Source organism: Sphingomonas sp. IBVSS2 (assembly GCF_002127225.1).
Classification (GTDB): domain Bacteria; phylum Pseudomonadota; class Alphaproteobacteria; order Sphingomonadales; family Sphingomonadaceae; genus Sphingomonas.
Map to the genome: position 1 here is coordinate 637,606 of NZ_NFUR01000002.1, position 15,219 is coordinate 652,824.

Below are 15,219 nucleotides of genomic sequence, written 5' to 3' on the forward strand. Positions count from 1 at the left end.
CATTGCGTGCATGGAATTGCTGCAACGGGCACGGAAATCGGCTATCCATGCAACATGGACAGGATCGACGCAGCTATCCTCAAGTCGCTGGCCGCCGATGCGCGAGCGCCGGTGAGCGCCATCGCCGCACAGGTGGGGCTGTCGCAGTCGGCCTGCACGCGCCGGATCCAGGCGCTGGAGGCGTCGGGCCATGTCCAGGGCTATGGGGCCCGGCTGGGGCATCGCCGGCTCGGCTTCCGGATCACCGCGCTGGTCGACATCACGCTGGGCACGCAGGTGGAGGAGGATCTGGCGCGGTTCGAGGCGGCGGTGGCGCAGATCGACGGGGTGGTGGAATGCGCGCTGGTCTCGGGCGGGCAGGATTATCGCCTGAAGGTCCTCGCGCGGGACCTGGACGATTATGAGCGTCTGCACCGCGAGCATCTGGGGAGATTGCCCGGCGTGGTGACGATCAATTCCAGCTTCGTGCTGCGCGCCGTGCCGACGCGCAGCGAGGCGGAGGCACTGTTCGGGGGCGGGCGGTAACCGGCCTGCGGGATCAGCGGTGCGGTCGCAGCCCGGGAACCGTTCGACCCCTTGCACGTCCACCTCGGCGTAACGACATTCGTTGATTGCCGATGCTGCGCGTGCTAACCGCCCGCGCACTTTGAAGATCGAGAACGCAGGTCGCATGACCAGGTCCGTTTCCTCTCTGACGCGACACCCGCGCCCGTGAACACCCCTTCCGAGGGAGCCGCCGAGTCGGCTCCGGCACAGATCGACGCGCCCGCCGCGCATGCCCACAGCCATGACGCGACGTGGAAGCTCGCGATCGGCGCGATCGGCATCGTCTTCGGCGATATCGGCACGAGCCCGCTCTACGCCTTTCGCGAGACGTTCGACGGGCATCACAAGCTCGCGCTCGACACGCTCCACATCATGGGCGTGATCAGCCTGATGTTCTGGTCGATGATGGTGGTGGTGACGTTGAAGTACGTCACGATCATCATGCGGGCGGACAACAAGGGCGAGGGCGGCAGCCTGGCGCTGCTGGCGCTGATCTCGCGCAGCAGCGGCAATCCCAAGCGCTGGACGCAGGGGATCGTGCTGCTCGGCGTGTTCGCCACCGCGCTCTTCTATGGCGATTCGATGATCACCCCGGCGGTGTCGGTGCTGTCCGCGGTGGAGGGGCTCGCCGTCGCCGCGCCGGGCTTCGGCAGGCTGGTGCTGCCGATCGCGGTGGTGATCCTGGTGCTGCTCTTCTCGATCCAGCGGACCGGTACCTCGCGGGTCGGCACGCTGTTCGGGCCGATCATGCTCCTCTATTTCCTGACGATCGCGACGCTCGGCACGCTCAGCCTGGTCCAGACGCCGACGATCCTCAACGCGCTGCTGCCGCACCATGCCTTCCTGTTCTTCGCCGAGGATCCGGTGCGGGCCTTCCTGGCGCTCGGCTCGGTCGTGCTGGCGGTGACCGGCGCCGAGGCGCTCTATGCCGATATGGGCCATTTCGGGCGCAAGCCGATCCGCATCTCCTGGCTGTGGTTCGTGCTGCCGGCGCTGATCCTCAACTATATGGGGCAGGGCGCGCTGCTGATGCGCGAGGGGCATGCGGCGCTGCGCAGCCCCTTCTACATGCTCGCGCCCGAGGTGCTGCAGTTCCCGCTCGTCATCCTGGCGACGATGGCCGCCGTCATCGCCTCGCAGGCAGTGATCTCCGGCGCCTTTTCGGTCACCCAGCAGGCGATCCAGCTCGGCTTCGTGCCGCGCCTGCGGATCGAGCATACCAGCGCCGCCACTGCCGGCCAGATCTACATCCCGCTCATCAACTGGGCGCTGATGATCATGGTGATCCTGCTGGTGCTGGTGTTCCAGACCTCGTCGAACCTCACCGCCGCCTATGGCATCGCCGTCACCGGCGCGATGTTCATCGACAACTGCCTGCTCGCGGTCGTGCTGTTCGGGCTGTGGAAGTGGAAGAAGCGCTATGCGATTCCGCTGCTCGCGGTGTTCTTCACCGTCGACCTGGCCTATTTCGCCGCGAACCTGACCAAGGTGCCCGATGGCGGCTGGTTCCCGCTGTTCGTCGGCTTCGTGGTGTTCACGCTGCTGACGACCTGGTCGAAGGGCCGCCAACTGATGATCAACCGGCTGCGCGAGAGCGCGATGCCGATCAAGATCTTCATCACTTCCGCCGCCACCACGGCCACCCGGGTGCCCGGCACCGCGGTGTTCATGACCTCCACGCCCGAAGGCGTGCCGCATGCGCTGCTGCACAACCTCAAGCACAACAAGGTGCTGCACGACCGGGTGATCCTCCTCACCGTGAAGATCAAGGACGTGCCCTATGTCTCCGACGAGAATCGGATGATGATCGAGGATCTGGGCAAGGGCTTCCACCGCATGATCCTGGCCTATGGCTTCATGCAGGAGGCGGACGTTCCCGCGGCGCTCAAGTCGGTCAACGCCTGCGGCGCCGAGTTCAAGATGATGGAGACCAGCTTCTTCCTCGCGCGCCAGACGCTGCTGCCCTCGGCGCGGCCCGGAATGATGATCTGGCGCGAGAAGCTGTTCGCCTGGATGCTGCGCAACGCGGAAAGCGCGATGGAGTTCTTCCGTTTGCCCACCAACCGCGTGGTCGAGCTGGGCAGCCAGGTGGAGATTTGAGCGAGCGGCCGGCGCCGCTGGTCGTCACCGCGCTGTTCGGGCGCCAGGACCAGGCCTGGTTCAACGCGCTGCGCCGTGCGCATTATCCGCCCGAGCGGAATGTGCTCGATGCGCATCTGACGTTGTTCCACCAGCTGCCGCCCTCGGTGGCGGAGGAGCTCAAGCACCGGCTTGCGGTGGAGACCCGCGGCGTGCGTGCGCCGCGGGCCAGGGTGACGGGGCTGATGTCGCTGGGCGGCGGCGTCGCCTATCGAATCGAGGCACCCGAGCTGGTGGCGATCCGCGAAGGGCTCGTCGATGCGTTCACCGGGCTGCTGACGCCCCAGGATGCCGGCCGCTGGCGTCCGCACGTCACCATCCAGAACAAGGTGCGGCCGGTGCTCGCCAAGGCGGTGCTGGCCGCGTTGGCGCGCGATTTCACCGCCCGGGAAGTGGAAATCGCGGGGCTGGCGAGCTGGCATTATCGCGGCGGACCATGGGAAATGCATTCGCGTCACATGTTCGCTTGACCTGAGAGGAGGGCGGACCTATTGGGCCCCCTCGCTTCGGCGACAGCCTCTTGGGGCGGAGTAGCTCAGCTGGTTAGAGCAGCGGAATCATAATCCGCGTGTCGGGGGTTCAAGTCCCTCCTCCGCTACCATTCTTGGCAAGCCATTGGAAATAGATGGTTTCCTGACGTGGGCGCTGCGTCGTCGCCATCGGAAACCTAATTAAGCAACTGAAATATAACAACATTTGTCGGTCGCTTGCGGCCGGCCAATGCCTTGATGCCACCACTGGGGGTAGGCGAGGGCGCCTCCACCTTGTCGGCCGATTTGCGCTTGTCGTTGCCCCGGAAACCCGCATGTTGCGGCGCGCCCGGCTGGTGCCGGGCGCGCCGTGGGCATGCGCGATCCTGCTGTCCGGATGGACCGCCCTTGCCCATCACTCCGCGGTCTTGTTGATCTCGCCCTTGCCCATGGCCGAGATCAGGGCGTCGCCGGAGCCGGTGAAGTTCGCGGCGGGCAGCGTGGCGGTCTTGTCCCGCACCTTGACCAGCACCTGCTCGACCTTGCCGCGCGCGGCCGTGCGGACCGACTGGACGGTGCCGATCAGCTTGCCCTTCGCATCGGTGACCGGCATGCCGACCGAGACCGGGAAGGCGCCGTTGCCACTGGCCGCCGCCGAGCCGGCAAGCGCCAAACCGCCGTTGCCGAGCGAGCCGGCACCATTGGCGGCTCCCGAAACGGCTGCCGAGGCGCCGTCGGTGCTCGGCATCGCATTGCGGACCCGCGAGACAGTGTTGCCGGCGGTATCGCGGACGCGATCGGTTGTCGCGGCGGCCCGGTCTCGAGCGTTCGAGACGGTGTCGCGGGTGCGGCCGGCCGCATTGCGCGCCGTCTCGCGCATCGCATCCGTGCCGATCAGCTGGGCATCGGCGCTCCCGCTCGCGCGTCCCGAGGCCGAGCCATTGCCGCCGATGGTGCGGTCGCCGATCCGGGCGCTGTCTGCCACGGTCGTATCGAGCGCGCTTTCGTTCGACGCCTTCACACGGCCCTTGCGGGCATCGACGCTCCTCTCCGAGTGCGATGTGCCGCGCAGATTGCCGGTGGTTTCGCTGGCAGTCGGCAAGCGACGCGTCGAACTGTCGATCATGCCGCCGAGCGTGCCCATGCCCGAGCCGCCGATATTGCCGCCCAGGCTGCCGCCGAGGCCACCACCGCCGCCGAGGATCTGCGCCGAGGCCGGGGCCGTCGCGAGGGCGAGGGCGAGGAAGGCGCTGGTGCCGAGAAGCTTGATCATTTCCATTCTCCCAAAGAATCCACTGACATCGGGAGAACGGTGGCGGGATCGCGTTTAATCCCGGAGCGTGGCGAAAAAATCGGATTCCATATTTTTCATAATGAAATCAGCTCATTGTGCTGGCGTGCGACATGCCTCGCACAACACGCCGCGGCCATAGAGCTTGTCCGTGCCGCGTGGTCCGGCGTCGCGTGCCTGTGCGTCGACCTTGGCCATCGCCGCCCGCAGGCCGGCGGGATCGGGTGCCGGATAGAAGCGCGCGATCGTCGCTGCGACGAAGGGAGCGGCAAAGGAGGTGCCGCGTACGCGCATGGCGCGCGCGCCGGCCCCCATCGCCAGCATGTCGGCACCGGGCGCGGCATAGTCCAGATGGCCGGCGCGTCCCGCCTCGATCAGCGGGCGACCGCGTCCGTCGATGCCGGTCACCGCAATCACCCCGACATAGGATGCCGGATAGGCCGGCGGCGCGGCCGGGCCGTTATTGCCGACCGCGGCGACGATCACCGTTCCACGTGCCTGTGCCGCTGCAATCACGCGCTCGAGCATGGGATTGGCCGGGCCGACCAGGCTGATCGTGACCACGCTCACGCGGTTCTGGGCCATCCAGCCGATCGCCCGTGCGATGGCGGTTGCGTTGCCGCCGGCGGGGTCGCTGCCATAGACATCGGCCGAAGCGATCCGCGCGCCGGGCAGGCCACCGCGCACCGCGCCGGCACCTGCTATCAGTGAAGCGACGGCGGTGCCGTGATCACTGGCCCGCGGGGCGCCGACGGCAAAGCCGGATGTGAGCGCAGCGCCGGCCGCGCCGCCGTCGATCACGCCGACCAGGGGCCCATCGCCGATATTCACTGGTGTCGCGCGGTTCGGGACCGCTCCGCTCGGCGTGTGGAGCTGGTCGGCACTCACCTCATGCCCGCCGAGCTTGCGAAGCTCGCGGATCGCTTGCCCCAGCGAGCGCCCGCGCGGCACCGAGAGGCGTGCGAAGCCGACGCCGAGCACTTCCTCGCGCGCGATCACCCCATAGCCCCTGGCGGTTGCCCTCCCGATCAGCGCGTCGTCGGGATCGTCGACGATCACTTCCCCGGCGCGGGCGGGAAAGCCATCGGGATCGAGCGCGATGCGATCGGGATGCTCGCGGACCAGCCGGGCCGCGGCGGCGCGCCGGACATCGTCGAGCTGCTGCGCCATGTTTCCTGTCAGGCGCTCGAGGTCTTGCCCGACGCGGTCCAGCACCGGCCTTGGTAACAAGGGCAGCGACGGCAGGGTCGGCGTGAGCTGGGCGCGCGCGGGCAGCGCTATCGCCAGCGAAATCAGCCCGATCCAGTGCCATGTGCCGCGCATTGCCGCGTCCTTCTTGCACGAAATGAAGATCATGTGGATTAAACGTCGCCCGCCGTCCGTTTCATCCACAGACAAGAGGAACTGAGTTTGGCGGCTTTCGAGGAAAACCTGCTGGCGCTGCTGCCGCGATTGCGGCGCTTTGCCCGCGCCCTCGCCCGCGATGCTGCCGACGCCGACGATCTGTGCCAGGTCGCGCTGGAGAAGGCGCTGCTGGCACGCGCGTCCTGGCAGCCTGGCTCACGGATGGACAGTTGGATGTACCGGATCATGCGCAACAGCTGGATCGACACCGCCCGCAGCCGGGCCCGCGCGGCGCAGACGTTCGTCGATCCCGATGCCGGGCTCGGGGTCGGCGCGGATGGCGGAGCCGAGGCACGCGTGGCCCTTAACGAGATCGACGTAGCGCTGCACATGCTGCCCGACGAGCAGCGCGAGGCCGTCGCGCTCGTGCTGATCGAAGGGCTTGCGTACAAGGAGGCCGCCGAGATCCTCGACGTGCCGATGGGCACGCTGACTTCGCGGCTGGTGCGCGGGCGACAGGCGCTGATGGCGCAGCTGGGAGAAGCGGCATGAGCATCGATCCCGCAATGCTGATGGCCTATGCCGATGGCGAGCTGGGCCCGCTCGAGGCCAGGCGCGTGGAGCGCGCCATCGCCGAGGATCCGGCGCTCGGCGTGGAGGTCGCTCGCCATCGCGCGCTGCGTGCCCGGCTGAGCGGCCATTTCGCACCGGTGGCGGAAGAGCCCGTTCCCGATCGGCTTGCCGCGATGCTGCGCACCAATGTGATCGAGCTTCCGGTGGGCGCGCCCGCCGCGCGCATGCCTGCATGGATGCGCTGGGGGGGGGCGGTGGCAGCGTCGCTCGCACTCGGCTTCGCCATCGGGCATGGCCTGCCGGACCGGGGCGTGGTGCAAACCCGGGGGGGCCAGCTCTACGCCGCCGGCACGCTTGCCGTTGCGCTTGACGGCCAGCTTGCCGCCGACCGGGGGGCGGTCCAGGTGCCCGTTAGCTTCCGCGACGCCGGCGGCAGCTATTGCCGCGTCTTCGTCTCGCAAGCCGCGGAGGGCATCGCCTGTCATGACAGGCAGGGCTGGAGCCTCCGCCAGACCCGTGCGGGCGGTGTCGTGGCGAAGACCGACTATGTCCAGGCAGGCTCCACCGGCGCGGCCGTGATGGCGGCGGCGCAGGAGATGATGGCGGGCGCTCCGCTGGATGCCACGATGGAAGCCCGGGCTCGGGCTTCCGGATGGAGATGAATCCGTGCGAGGCGGCGTATTTGGCTGCGTCCGGCAATGCGCGACCAGTACAGGATCGGCATCGTTGCGTTGCCTGGCGATGAAGGCAGTGTTGCCCGGGCTGGCCGCAAATTGGGCAGCCGCCTTGTCGGCCGGCTTGCGATCCTGATCGACCGGATATCGCCTCCGACAGCAAGAGAGGCCGCGCGCGCCGGCGAAGGTGCGCGGGTCGCTCGATAGCGCAGCTATACCATCGTAGCGTTGAACCATACCGATCATCCGGAATAGTCCGCGGTGCAGGACAGGGGCGGTCGAACGGCTTGCCCCGTGCCTGTGCGACCAAGGGGATCTGATGAACCCGCGAACCGGCAATCCGTCGGGCGATTGCGAGGGCAGGCACGTGCCTTGCCCCGCGTCGCTCGGCCCCGACCAGCATCGGGATGGCGGCAGATCGAGAGACCTCGACGCGGCGGTGCCGGCGGCGGGCTGATCGCTGTCGCCTCCCGGGCTGCTCCCGAGGAGGCAAGGATGAAACTCTGACCATTCGGTCGGCCGCCCGGGGCGGCGCCGACGATAGCCGCACCGATCGCGCAGCCGCGTCGTTGCCGAGCAAGAAACCTTCCCGATCGCGCGCCACGTCCCGCTGCTTCGCCGGCGGGGGAGAGGAAGTGCGCCTATCTTCAGAAAGCGATTCCCGTGATCCGATTCCCGAAATCCCACTTCGGCTGCACCACATCCGCGCTCGCCATGGCCCTGCTTGCCAGCATGGCGTCGCCCGCCCGCGCGCAGACTTCCGATATCGCCGCCACGCCGGATACCGAAGCGCCGCCGGCCGCGGAAATCGTCGTCACGGCGACCCGCCGAGAGCCTTCCGGCGCCATGCACCCGCTCGACACCGGCGGCTACGCGCTGACCAAGAGCGACTGGTCCGACGTGCTGTCGGGCACCAGTGCGCTGGCGCTGGTGAAGAACCTCCCGGGCGTCACCTTCACTTCCACCGATGCCTATGGCCTCGATCTCTCGGACGGGTTCCTGCTGGTCCGCGGCTTCCGCCAGAACGAACTTGCGATCACCTTCGAGGGCATTCCGCTCAACGACGGCAGCTATGGCAGCGTGACCGGCACCGCCCCGCTCAACATCGGTGTCGCGACCGACATCGCCTCGGTCAATATCTCTCCAGGCTCGGCGGGCGTGAGCACCTTCTCGAACACCGTGAACGGTGGCGAGATGCGCTATTCGATCGCCGATCCCAAGCCGCAATTCGCGCTGGACGTCACCCAGGGCTTCGGCGGCAACAACAGTTTCGTGACCAGCGCCACCGTCAACACCGGCCGGATCGGCGAGGCAGGGCCGCGCATGCTGTTCGGCATCGAGCGGATCTCGAAGGACAAATATACCGGCGCGGGCACGCAATATATGCTGCGCGCGAACGCGAAGCTGGTTCAGGACGTCCCATGGGGCGATTTCACCGCATTCCTCTCTTTCGCCCGTGCGGAGATCTGGGGCTACAACAACACCTCGTTCGACATGCTGTCCAAGCTCGGTTGGAACGGGACCGACATCTCCTATCCCGATTATGCGCGCGCGGTGTTCGTCGCATCGCCCGAGAATGCCGGGCGCTCCTGCGGCGCCTATAGCTGTGGCGAGCTGGCATCGCTCATCCCCTATGACACGGGGCAGGCGACCGACGATTTCGTCGGGAACCTCACACATCGCTTCAATCTGACCGACCGGCTCTCGGGCAGCGTGATGGGCTATGCCGCGATCAGCAAGTCGAACATCGAGATTGCCGATGTCTCGACGCCCTCGCAAACCGGCGCACCCTTTTCCGCGCAGGTATGGCAAACGCGACCACGGCGTTTCGGGGGTACGATCGAGCTGACCTGGAAGGGGGACCGCCATATCCTCTCCGCCGGTGCCTGGATCGAGCGCGTCTCCTCGACCTCGCGCTTTGCCTCGTACAACGAGCCGATGCCGGGGCAAGGCGCGCCGCTCAGAGCGACCGGGCCGTACGATGTCTATGGGCCGGCATTCCAGATCGCCAATGATTCGCGCTGGAAGACCCATTCGTTCCAGGCCTATGTCCGCGACGTCTTCAAGCCGAGCGAGACGCTGACGATCGACGCCGGATTCAAGGCAGTGGGCTTTTCGACCGACGGCGGCGGTATCGGCCCCGATCGCGCGCCGAACGGGCGGCTGGCGACCACCGATCTGTTCCTGCCGCGGCTGTCGATCGACTGGCGACCGAACGCGCGCACTGCCCTCTATCTCGATATCGCCAAGACGGCGGTGGGCTATCGTGTTTCCCCGCGCGGCAATATCGGCCCGGTGTCCTCGGCCTGGGCGGCCGACAGCCAGGAATTGTTCGATGCTGCGCTTGGCACGCTGAAGCCGGAGAAGGACTGGAATTTCACTGTCGGCGGCTATCGCCGTTTCGGCCCGGTCAGCATCAGCCTCGACGCATATTACGGGATCATCCTCAATCGCCTGCTGAACGGAACGAGCGGCCCGCAATTCAATCCGGTGCGCACCGTCGGGATCGTGCCGCGGTCGGAGTTGGTCGGCGCGGATGCGATCATCGGCATGAAGCCCTTCGCCTGGCTGGATATCTCGCAATCGGTTTCGGTCAGCAAGCTTCGCTACCGGAGCGATCTCGTCCTGGCCGGGGACGTCACGCCGCTGAAGGGCCATTTCCAGCCGGGCTATCCGGGCGTCTCGCTGGTCACGCAGATCGGGGTGAAGCACGGCCGCTTCGATGCGGGCGCGACGAGCACCCTCTATCTCGACAATCCCTTTACCTACACCAACGACATCTATGTACCCAATTACTGGCAAGTGAACGCGCACGCTTCCTATCGCCTGCCGAAGTCTGGACGCCTGCCGGAACTAACCTTCCGCATAGACGCCAACAACGCACTCAACCGCAACAATATCGGGTCGGTGGGTATCGGCGGTTATTCGGTTTCCGGCGACTATCAGACCTTCATGCGTTCCGCTCCCCGCCAGTTCCTGCTCAGCATCAACGCCAGAATCTGACCGTGGGAGGAAAATGATGCCATCAGATCATTCTCATGCCTCGGTCCGACTGTGGCTTCGTCTGTATTTGTGGCTGCTCATCCGGCTGGAGGCGGCGCTCCCCCGTCGCCGAAACCGCCCGTTCGCGGCGAAGGTGCAGGCATGGATCGATGCCGAACACGCCCGCATCCATCACGCGGTCCATCGCGGCGAGGGCGGCCAATCCTAGGCGTGGATGCGATCAAAGGCGCGGACGAGATCGGGCAGCGTCCGCGCCTCCATCTTGCGCATCATGTGGCCGCGACGGACTTTCACGGTGATCTCGCTCAGTCCGAGCTCGGCGGCGACCTGCTTGTTGAGCAATCCGCGCACCACCAGCCGCGCCACTTCACGCTCGCCCGGGGAGAGCGCTTCCCACAATTGCCGCACATGCCGTGTTTCCGCCGCCGTCGCGCGGCGCGTGCGGTCGATCTCGATACCGCGATTGACCGCGTCGAGCAGATCCTGGTCGCGAAACGGCTTGGTGAGAAACTCGATCGCGCCATCCTTCATCGCGCGAACGCTCATCGCGATGTCGCCATGGCCGGTGATCATCACCGTCGGCATGGCGATGCCGCACTCGGCCATATGGGCGAGAAACGCCATCCCGCTATGCCCCGGCATCCTCACGTCGAGCACGAGGCAGGACGGGGCATCCGCGCGCGCCGCGCCGACGAATTCCTGCACGGAGGGGAACGACCGTGAACCCAGTGCGACGGAGGAAAGCAGATCCTCCAGCGCCTCGCGGACCGCGCCGTCGTCGTCGACGATATAGACGATCGGGGATTCGGGATCGGTCATGCGCCGGTTTCCTCTTCGCCGTCGGCGGGCGCGACCGGCAGGGTGAACAACAGGGCCGCACCGTCCAGCTCGCTTTCCTCGACCCAGATGCGGCCGCCATTGGCCTCGACGATCGCTCGGCTGATGGTGAGCCCGAGCCCGATGCCGTCCTGCTTGGTCGTCCAGAAGGCATCGAACAGCCGCTCCGCTTCCTGCCCGCGAAAGCCGATGCCGGAATCGGCAACCTCGAGGGTAACGCTCGACCCGCCCTGGGTGCGGGAAGCGATCACCTCTATCTCATGCCCGCGTGCCGGATCCGCCATCACGGCGTCGATGGCGTTGAGCAGCAGATTGCCGATGACCTGGCCGACCTGCACCCGATCGCCGAAAACCCGGGGGAGGTCTTCCGGCAGGTAGAGCCGCAGCAATATGTCGTTGCGATCGATCTGTCCGCGCGCCAGCCCGACGATCTCCTGCACCAGGGTGCCGAGATCGAATGCCGCCCGGATCGGCGCCTTGCCGCTGGCAAGGCCCCGCACGCGCGCTATCACCTCGCTGGCGCGGCTGGCTTCGGCGGCGATCCGCTCGGCGGCGCGCTCGGCCTTTTCGATATTGGGCGGATCGGTGGCCAGCCAGCGCCGGCACGCCCCAGCGCTCGTCATCACCGCGGCGAGCGGCTGGTTCACTTCGTGCGCGATCGAGGCGGTAAGCTCCCCGAGGCTGGTCACCCGGGCGATGCGCGTGAGCCGCTCGCGCGCGTCGTGGATCGCGGCCTCCGCCGCGACCAGCTTGAGCGAGAGATAGGTGGTCACCGCGATCGCGACGAGACTGATGCCGGTGTTGATGATGCCGACCTCGTACAGCCCGGAATGGGTGAGCGTGAAGCTGAGCACCGTCAGCGCCCCGCAGGCCGATGCCAGGCCGACGACCGACCGGGGGCGCATCCAGCGTGTGGCGAGCAGGATCACGGCGACGTAGAATACCGCCGCCGCAATGGCATAGTTGGTCACGGTATCGACGAAGAAGATCGCGGCGATGGCGGCGACCAGCAGGGCGATCCTGACCGCCCTTCCGCGCTCCAGGCCGCTCCCGAGCCGTCGCGTCACGACATTGTGCCTGAGTTCATCGCGGAGCCTTCGGGTATGCCTGTTTCTTGCGTGTCGACTTCCTTCCCTATGCCGCGCGGATCGCCTGCCGTCGATCATTCTGCGCTGCCCGCTGCGGCGACGCCCTGGAAAGCCCGCTCGCATGTTCATCCGCTCCGGCGCAGTATGCCGAGCGCCGCCAGCTGAAGCCGGTGGCAGAACCGCGAGGCATGCAGCCATTGTCGCCGGGAGAGCGCTCCGTGCCGGGCGAGCATTGCGGCCATCGCAAGCAAGCGGATCGCGCCGGTGGCCATCGCCCAGGCGACCAGCCGAGCCAGAAGCGCCCGCCACGAGGGGTCGGGCGGCGGCCCGGATCCCTCGGGTCGTCCGCCTCCGCCATTGCCGTGCCAGCCTTCCTGCGGGAAGGGGCCCCGGAACGCCAAGGCGCCGCGATTCAGAACCATTGTCCGAACCGCCGAATGTAGAGCGTCTTTATCGATTGCGCGACGATGCAATAGCTCAGCAGAATCCCGGCCAGCCAGGGGAAATACTGCCAGGGCAGCGGCTGAAATCCCACCATCGCCCCGAGCGGAGAGAAAGGCAGGAACACGCCGAGCGCGCAGATCAGCGCCGTCATCGCCAGCACCGCCGGCGCCGCGACGCTCTGGAGGAAAGGGATGCGCTGGGTGCGCAGCATGTGCACCACCAGCGTCTGGGACAACAGCCCCTCGACGAACCATCCCGACTGGAACAGCGCCTGGTGCTCGGGGGAATTGGCGCCGAATACGAACCACAGGAGTGCGAAGGTGGTCACGTCGAAGATCGAGGAGGTCGGTCCGATCCAGATCATGAAGCGCCCGATGTTGCGCGCATCCCATTTGCGCGGACGCATGAGGAACTCGCGGTCCATCCTGTCCCACGGCAGGGCGAGCTGCGACACGTCGTACATCAGATTCTGGATCAGGATCTGTATCGCCAGCATCGGCAGGAAAGGGATGAAGGCGCTGGCGAGCAGCACCGAGAAGACGTTCCCGAAGTTCGAGCTGGCCGTCATGTTGAGATATTTGATGATGTTGCCGAAGGTCTCCCGCCCTTTCAGCACGCCTTCCTCCAGCACCATCAGGCTCTTTTCGAGCAGGATGATATCGGCCGATTCCTTCGCGATATCGGTGCCGCTGTCGACGGAGATGCCGACATCGGCGTCACGCAGGGCGGGGGCGTCGTTGATCCCGTCGCCGAGGAAGCCGACGGTATGGCCGTTCGCCTGCAATGCCTTGAGTACCCGCGACTTCTGGAGCGGGGTGAGCTTGGCGAAGATCGTCCGCTCGTCGACCAGCCCGCGCAGCCGCGCATCGTCGAGCGTTTCGATCTCGCGCCCGAGCAGCGGTTGCCCCGGCTCCAGCCCCACTTCGCGGCAGATACGCGCCGTGACCACCTCATTGTCGCCGGTCAGCACCTTCACGACCACGCCATGCGCGGCGAGCGCGGCGAGCGCCGGGGCCGCGCTTTCCTTCGGCGGATCGAGGAAGGTGAGGAAGCCCTCGACGATCAGGTCCCGCTCGTCCGCGATCCCGTAGAGCGGCTTGCGTTCGTCTCCCGACACCGTCCGCGTCGCCACCACCAGCACGCGAAAGCCCTCCGCATTCATCATGCGGGCGCGGGCGACCAGCGCATGGCGCGCCTCGTCGCCGAGCGGACGCACGGTGCCGCCGTCGCGGATGGCGTGCGCAATGCCGAGCATTTCCTCCACCGCGCCCTTGCAGACGATCAGCTGCCGGCCCGCGGTGTCCTCGACCACCACCGAGAGGCGGCGGCGGACGAAGTCGAACGGCAGCTCGTCGATCTTGCGATGGCTTTCGACCGGGCGAATCACTTCCGGCAATTCGCTGGCGAAGCGGACCACCGCCTGATCCATCAGGTTGCGCACGCCGCTCTGATGGTGGCTGTTGATCCAGGCATAGCGCAGCACGGTGTCGTCGCGCTCGCCATGGATATCGAGATGCTGCTCGAGGATGATGCGATCCTGCGTCAGCGTACCCGTCTTGTCGGTGCACAGCACGTCCATCGCGCCGAAATTCTGGATTGCGTTGAGCCGCTTCACCACCACCTTGCGCCGCGCCATCGCCACCGCGCCCTTGGCGAGATTGGACGAGACGATCATCGGCAGCATCTCGGGCGTCAGGCCTACCGCGACCGCGAGCGCGAACAGGAAGGCGCTGGTCCAGTCGCCCTTGGTGAATCCGTTGATCAGCAGCACCACCGGCACCATCACCAGCATGAAGCGGATCAGGAGCCAGCTGACCGAATTCACGCCGCGATCGAACGCGGTTTCCGCGCGCGAGCCGACGATCGCCTTGGCCAGGGAGCCGAAATAGGTCCTGGCTCCGGTCGCGACGACGATCGCGGTCGCGGTGCCGCTCACGACATTGGTGCCCATGAAGCAGATCGTCGGCAGATCGAGCGCATTGGAGTCGTCGTCCGTCGCCGCGGTGGCCGATTTGCCTGCCACCGCGCCCAGCGTGTCGTATTTCTCCACCGGCAGCGCTTCGCCGGTCAGAGCGGCCTGGCTGACGAACAGATCGCGCGATTCGAGCAGGCGTATGTCGGCGGGAACCATGTCGCCGGCCGAAAGCTGGACGATATCGCCGACAACGATCTCCGCCATGGGAATCTCGCCCGCGCGCGGCTCGGCATCGTCGTCCCGGCGCCGCCGCACCGTGGCAGTGGTGCGCACCATCGCCTTCAATGCGTCGGCGGCCTTGCCGGAGCGATACTCCTGCCAGAAGCGCAGAAATGCGCTCAGCATCACCATCGTCACGATGATGATGACGCCGGTATAGTCCGCAGTCTCGCCTTCGCGCAGCGGAATGACGATATCGGTGACCGATGAAATCGCCGCCAGGGCCATCAGCACTGCAATGAATGGATTGGCGAAGGCATGCAGTAGTTGAAGGGATATGGGCGGGCGGCGATCATGCGCTACTTCGTTCGGCCCGTCCTTGGCGAGGCGGGCTGCGGCTTCCGCCTCGGTCAGCCCGTCACTGCTGGCGCGGAAATTGGTGAGCGTCGTTCCGACGCTGTTCCGCGCCTCGCGGATTGCGCGCACCGACAGCTTGCGGTCGCGGGAGCGCTTGGGAGCGGCCAGGGTGGCCTTCGTCGTCGGGTTCATGTCGATTCTTCCGGATAAGATCGGAGACGGGGCCGCGATCAGTGCAGGGCCCGCAGCTGGCTTTCGCTAGTGGGAGCCGGACGTTCCGCTCCTGACACGATCCTGCGGCCTGGAATCCAGGGAATGC

At 66.7% G+C, this 15,219-nt stretch carries 12 protein-coding genes and 1 tRNA gene; 8 read left to right on the forward strand and 5 right to left on the reverse strand.

Annotated elements, in window-relative coordinates:
* Nucleotides 1-54 precede the first annotated feature (54 nt).
* The 4 genes from CAP40_RS09050 (at nucleotide 55) to CAP40_RS09065 (ending at nucleotide 3,286) form a co-directional block, all read left to right on the forward strand.
* Nucleotides 55-525 carry an Lrp/AsnC family transcriptional regulator gene (locus CAP40_RS09050; RefSeq protein WP_086129035.1) on the forward strand — a complete coding sequence of 157 codons (471 nt, stop codon included), beginning with the start codon at nucleotides 55-57 and terminating at the stop codon, nucleotides 523-525.
* Between the two features lie 231 nt (nucleotides 526-756).
* A complete protein-coding gene (locus CAP40_RS09055; protein ID WP_086129392.1) occupies nucleotides 757-2,646 on the forward strand; it encodes a potassium transporter Kup in 1,890 nt (629 codons plus the stop codon).
* The gene (locus tag CAP40_RS09060; protein ID WP_086129036.1) at nucleotides 2,643-3,155 is read left to right on the forward strand and encodes a 2'-5' RNA ligase family protein; all 513 of its coding nucleotides are present in this window, start codon (nucleotides 2,643-2,645) and stop codon (nucleotides 3,153-3,155) included. The genes CAP40_RS09055 and CAP40_RS09060 overlap by 4 nt, the downstream gene beginning before the upstream one ends.
* A gap of 54 nt (nucleotides 3,156-3,209) precedes the next feature.
* Nucleotides 3,210-3,286, forward strand: a tRNA-Met gene (locus tag CAP40_RS09065).
* Nucleotides 3,287-3,570: 284 nt separating this feature from the next.
* Here the strand turns inward: CAP40_RS09065 and CAP40_RS09070 are convergent.
* Both CAP40_RS09070 and CAP40_RS09075 read right to left on the reverse strand, forming a co-directional pair.
* Nucleotides 3,571-4,428 (reverse strand): hypothetical protein, encoded by an 858-nt coding sequence (locus CAP40_RS09070; protein WP_144034293.1) that lies wholly within the window; start codon nucleotides 4,426-4,428, stop codon nucleotides 3,571-3,573.
* Between the two features lie 111 nt (nucleotides 4,429-4,539).
* Complete coding sequence (locus CAP40_RS09075) at nucleotides 4,540-5,802, reverse strand: S8 family serine peptidase (RefSeq protein WP_086129038.1); 1,263 nt, start codon at nucleotides 5,800-5,802, stop codon at nucleotides 4,540-4,542.
* A 48-nt stretch (nucleotides 5,803-5,850) separates the two neighbouring features.
* Here CAP40_RS09075 and CAP40_RS09080 point away from each other — a divergent pair, with 48 nt between their 5' ends.
* The 4 genes from CAP40_RS09080 to CAP40_RS09090 all read left to right on the forward strand — a co-directional run bounded on the left by CAP40_RS09080 (nucleotide 5,851) and on the right by CAP40_RS09090 (nucleotide 10,040).
* A complete protein-coding gene (locus CAP40_RS09080; RefSeq protein WP_086129039.1) occupies nucleotides 5,851-6,342 on the forward strand; it encodes an RNA polymerase sigma factor in 492 nt (163 codons plus the stop codon).
* The gene (locus CAP40_RS09085; RefSeq protein ID WP_086129040.1) at nucleotides 6,339-7,025 is read left to right on the forward strand and encodes an anti-sigma factor; all 687 of its coding nucleotides are present in this window, start codon (nucleotides 6,339-6,341) and stop codon (nucleotides 7,023-7,025) included. Before CAP40_RS09080 ends, CAP40_RS09085 begins: the two co-directional genes overlap by 4 nt.
* A 331-nt stretch (nucleotides 7,026-7,356) precedes the next feature.
* Complete coding sequence (locus CAP40_RS20430; protein ID WP_179188010.1) at nucleotides 7,357-7,494, forward strand: hypothetical protein; 138 nt, start codon at nucleotides 7,357-7,359, stop codon at nucleotides 7,492-7,494.
* 257 nt (nucleotides 7,495-7,751) lie between these two features.
* Entirely contained in the window at nucleotides 7,752-10,040 is a 2,289-nt protein-coding gene (locus tag CAP40_RS09090) for a TonB-dependent receptor (RefSeq protein WP_086129041.1), read from the forward strand.
* A 204-nt stretch (nucleotides 10,041-10,244) separates the two neighbouring features.
* Here the strand turns inward: CAP40_RS09090 and CAP40_RS09095 are convergent, their stop codons facing one another.
* The 3 genes from CAP40_RS09095 to mgtA all read right to left on the reverse strand — a co-directional run bounded on the left by CAP40_RS09095 (nucleotide 10,245) and on the right by mgtA (nucleotide 15,092).
* Nucleotides 10,245-10,859 carry a response regulator transcription factor gene (locus tag CAP40_RS09095; RefSeq protein WP_086129042.1) on the reverse strand — a complete coding sequence of 205 codons (615 nt, stop codon included), beginning with the start codon at nucleotides 10,857-10,859 and terminating at the stop codon, nucleotides 10,245-10,247.
* Nucleotides 10,856-11,944, reverse strand: a complete 1,089-nt coding sequence (locus CAP40_RS09100) for a sensor histidine kinase (RefSeq protein WP_256924096.1) — start codon at nucleotides 11,942-11,944, stop codon at nucleotides 10,856-10,858. Before CAP40_RS09100 ends, CAP40_RS09095 begins: the two co-directional genes overlap by 4 nt.
* A gap of 433 nt (nucleotides 11,945-12,377) precedes the next feature.
* Entirely contained in the window at nucleotides 12,378-15,092 is a 2,715-nt protein-coding gene (gene mgtA / locus CAP40_RS09105) for a magnesium-translocating P-type ATPase (RefSeq protein WP_086129044.1), read from the reverse strand.
* Between the last annotated feature and the right edge of the window lie 127 nt (nucleotides 15,093-15,219).

What these genes read in the sequence shown, in the direction of transcription:
- CAP40_RS09050 (WP_086129035.1), top strand. Translation starts at nt 55, where the DNA reads ATGGACAGGATCGACGCAGCTATCCTCAAGTCGCTGGCCGCCGATGCG.
- CAP40_RS09070 (WP_144034293.1), bottom strand. Translation starts at nt 4,428, where the DNA reads ATGATCAAGCTTCTCGGCACCAGCGCCTTCCTCGCCCTCGCCCTCGCG.
- CAP40_RS09075 (WP_086129038.1), bottom strand. Translation starts at nt 5,802, where the DNA reads ATGATCTTCATTTCGTGCAAGAAGGACGCGGCAATGCGCGGCACATGG.
- CAP40_RS09085 (WP_086129040.1), top strand. Translation starts at nt 6,339, where the DNA reads ATGAGCATCGATCCCGCAATGCTGATGGCCTATGCCGATGGCGAGCTG.
- CAP40_RS20430 (WP_179188010.1), top strand. Translation starts at nt 7,357, where the DNA reads ATGAACCCGCGAACCGGCAATCCGTCGGGCGATTGCGAGGGCAGGCAC.
- CAP40_RS09090 (WP_086129041.1), top strand. Translation starts at nt 7,752, where the DNA reads ATGGCCCTGCTTGCCAGCATGGCGTCGCCCGCCCGCGCGCAGACTTCC.
- CAP40_RS09095 (WP_086129042.1), bottom strand. Translation starts at nt 10,859, where the DNA reads ATGACCGATCCCGAATCCCCGATCGTCTATATCGTCGACGACGACGGC.
- mgtA (WP_086129044.1), bottom strand. Translation starts at nt 15,092, where the DNA reads ATGAACCCGACGACGAAGGCCACCCTGGCCGCTCCCAAGCGCTCCCGC.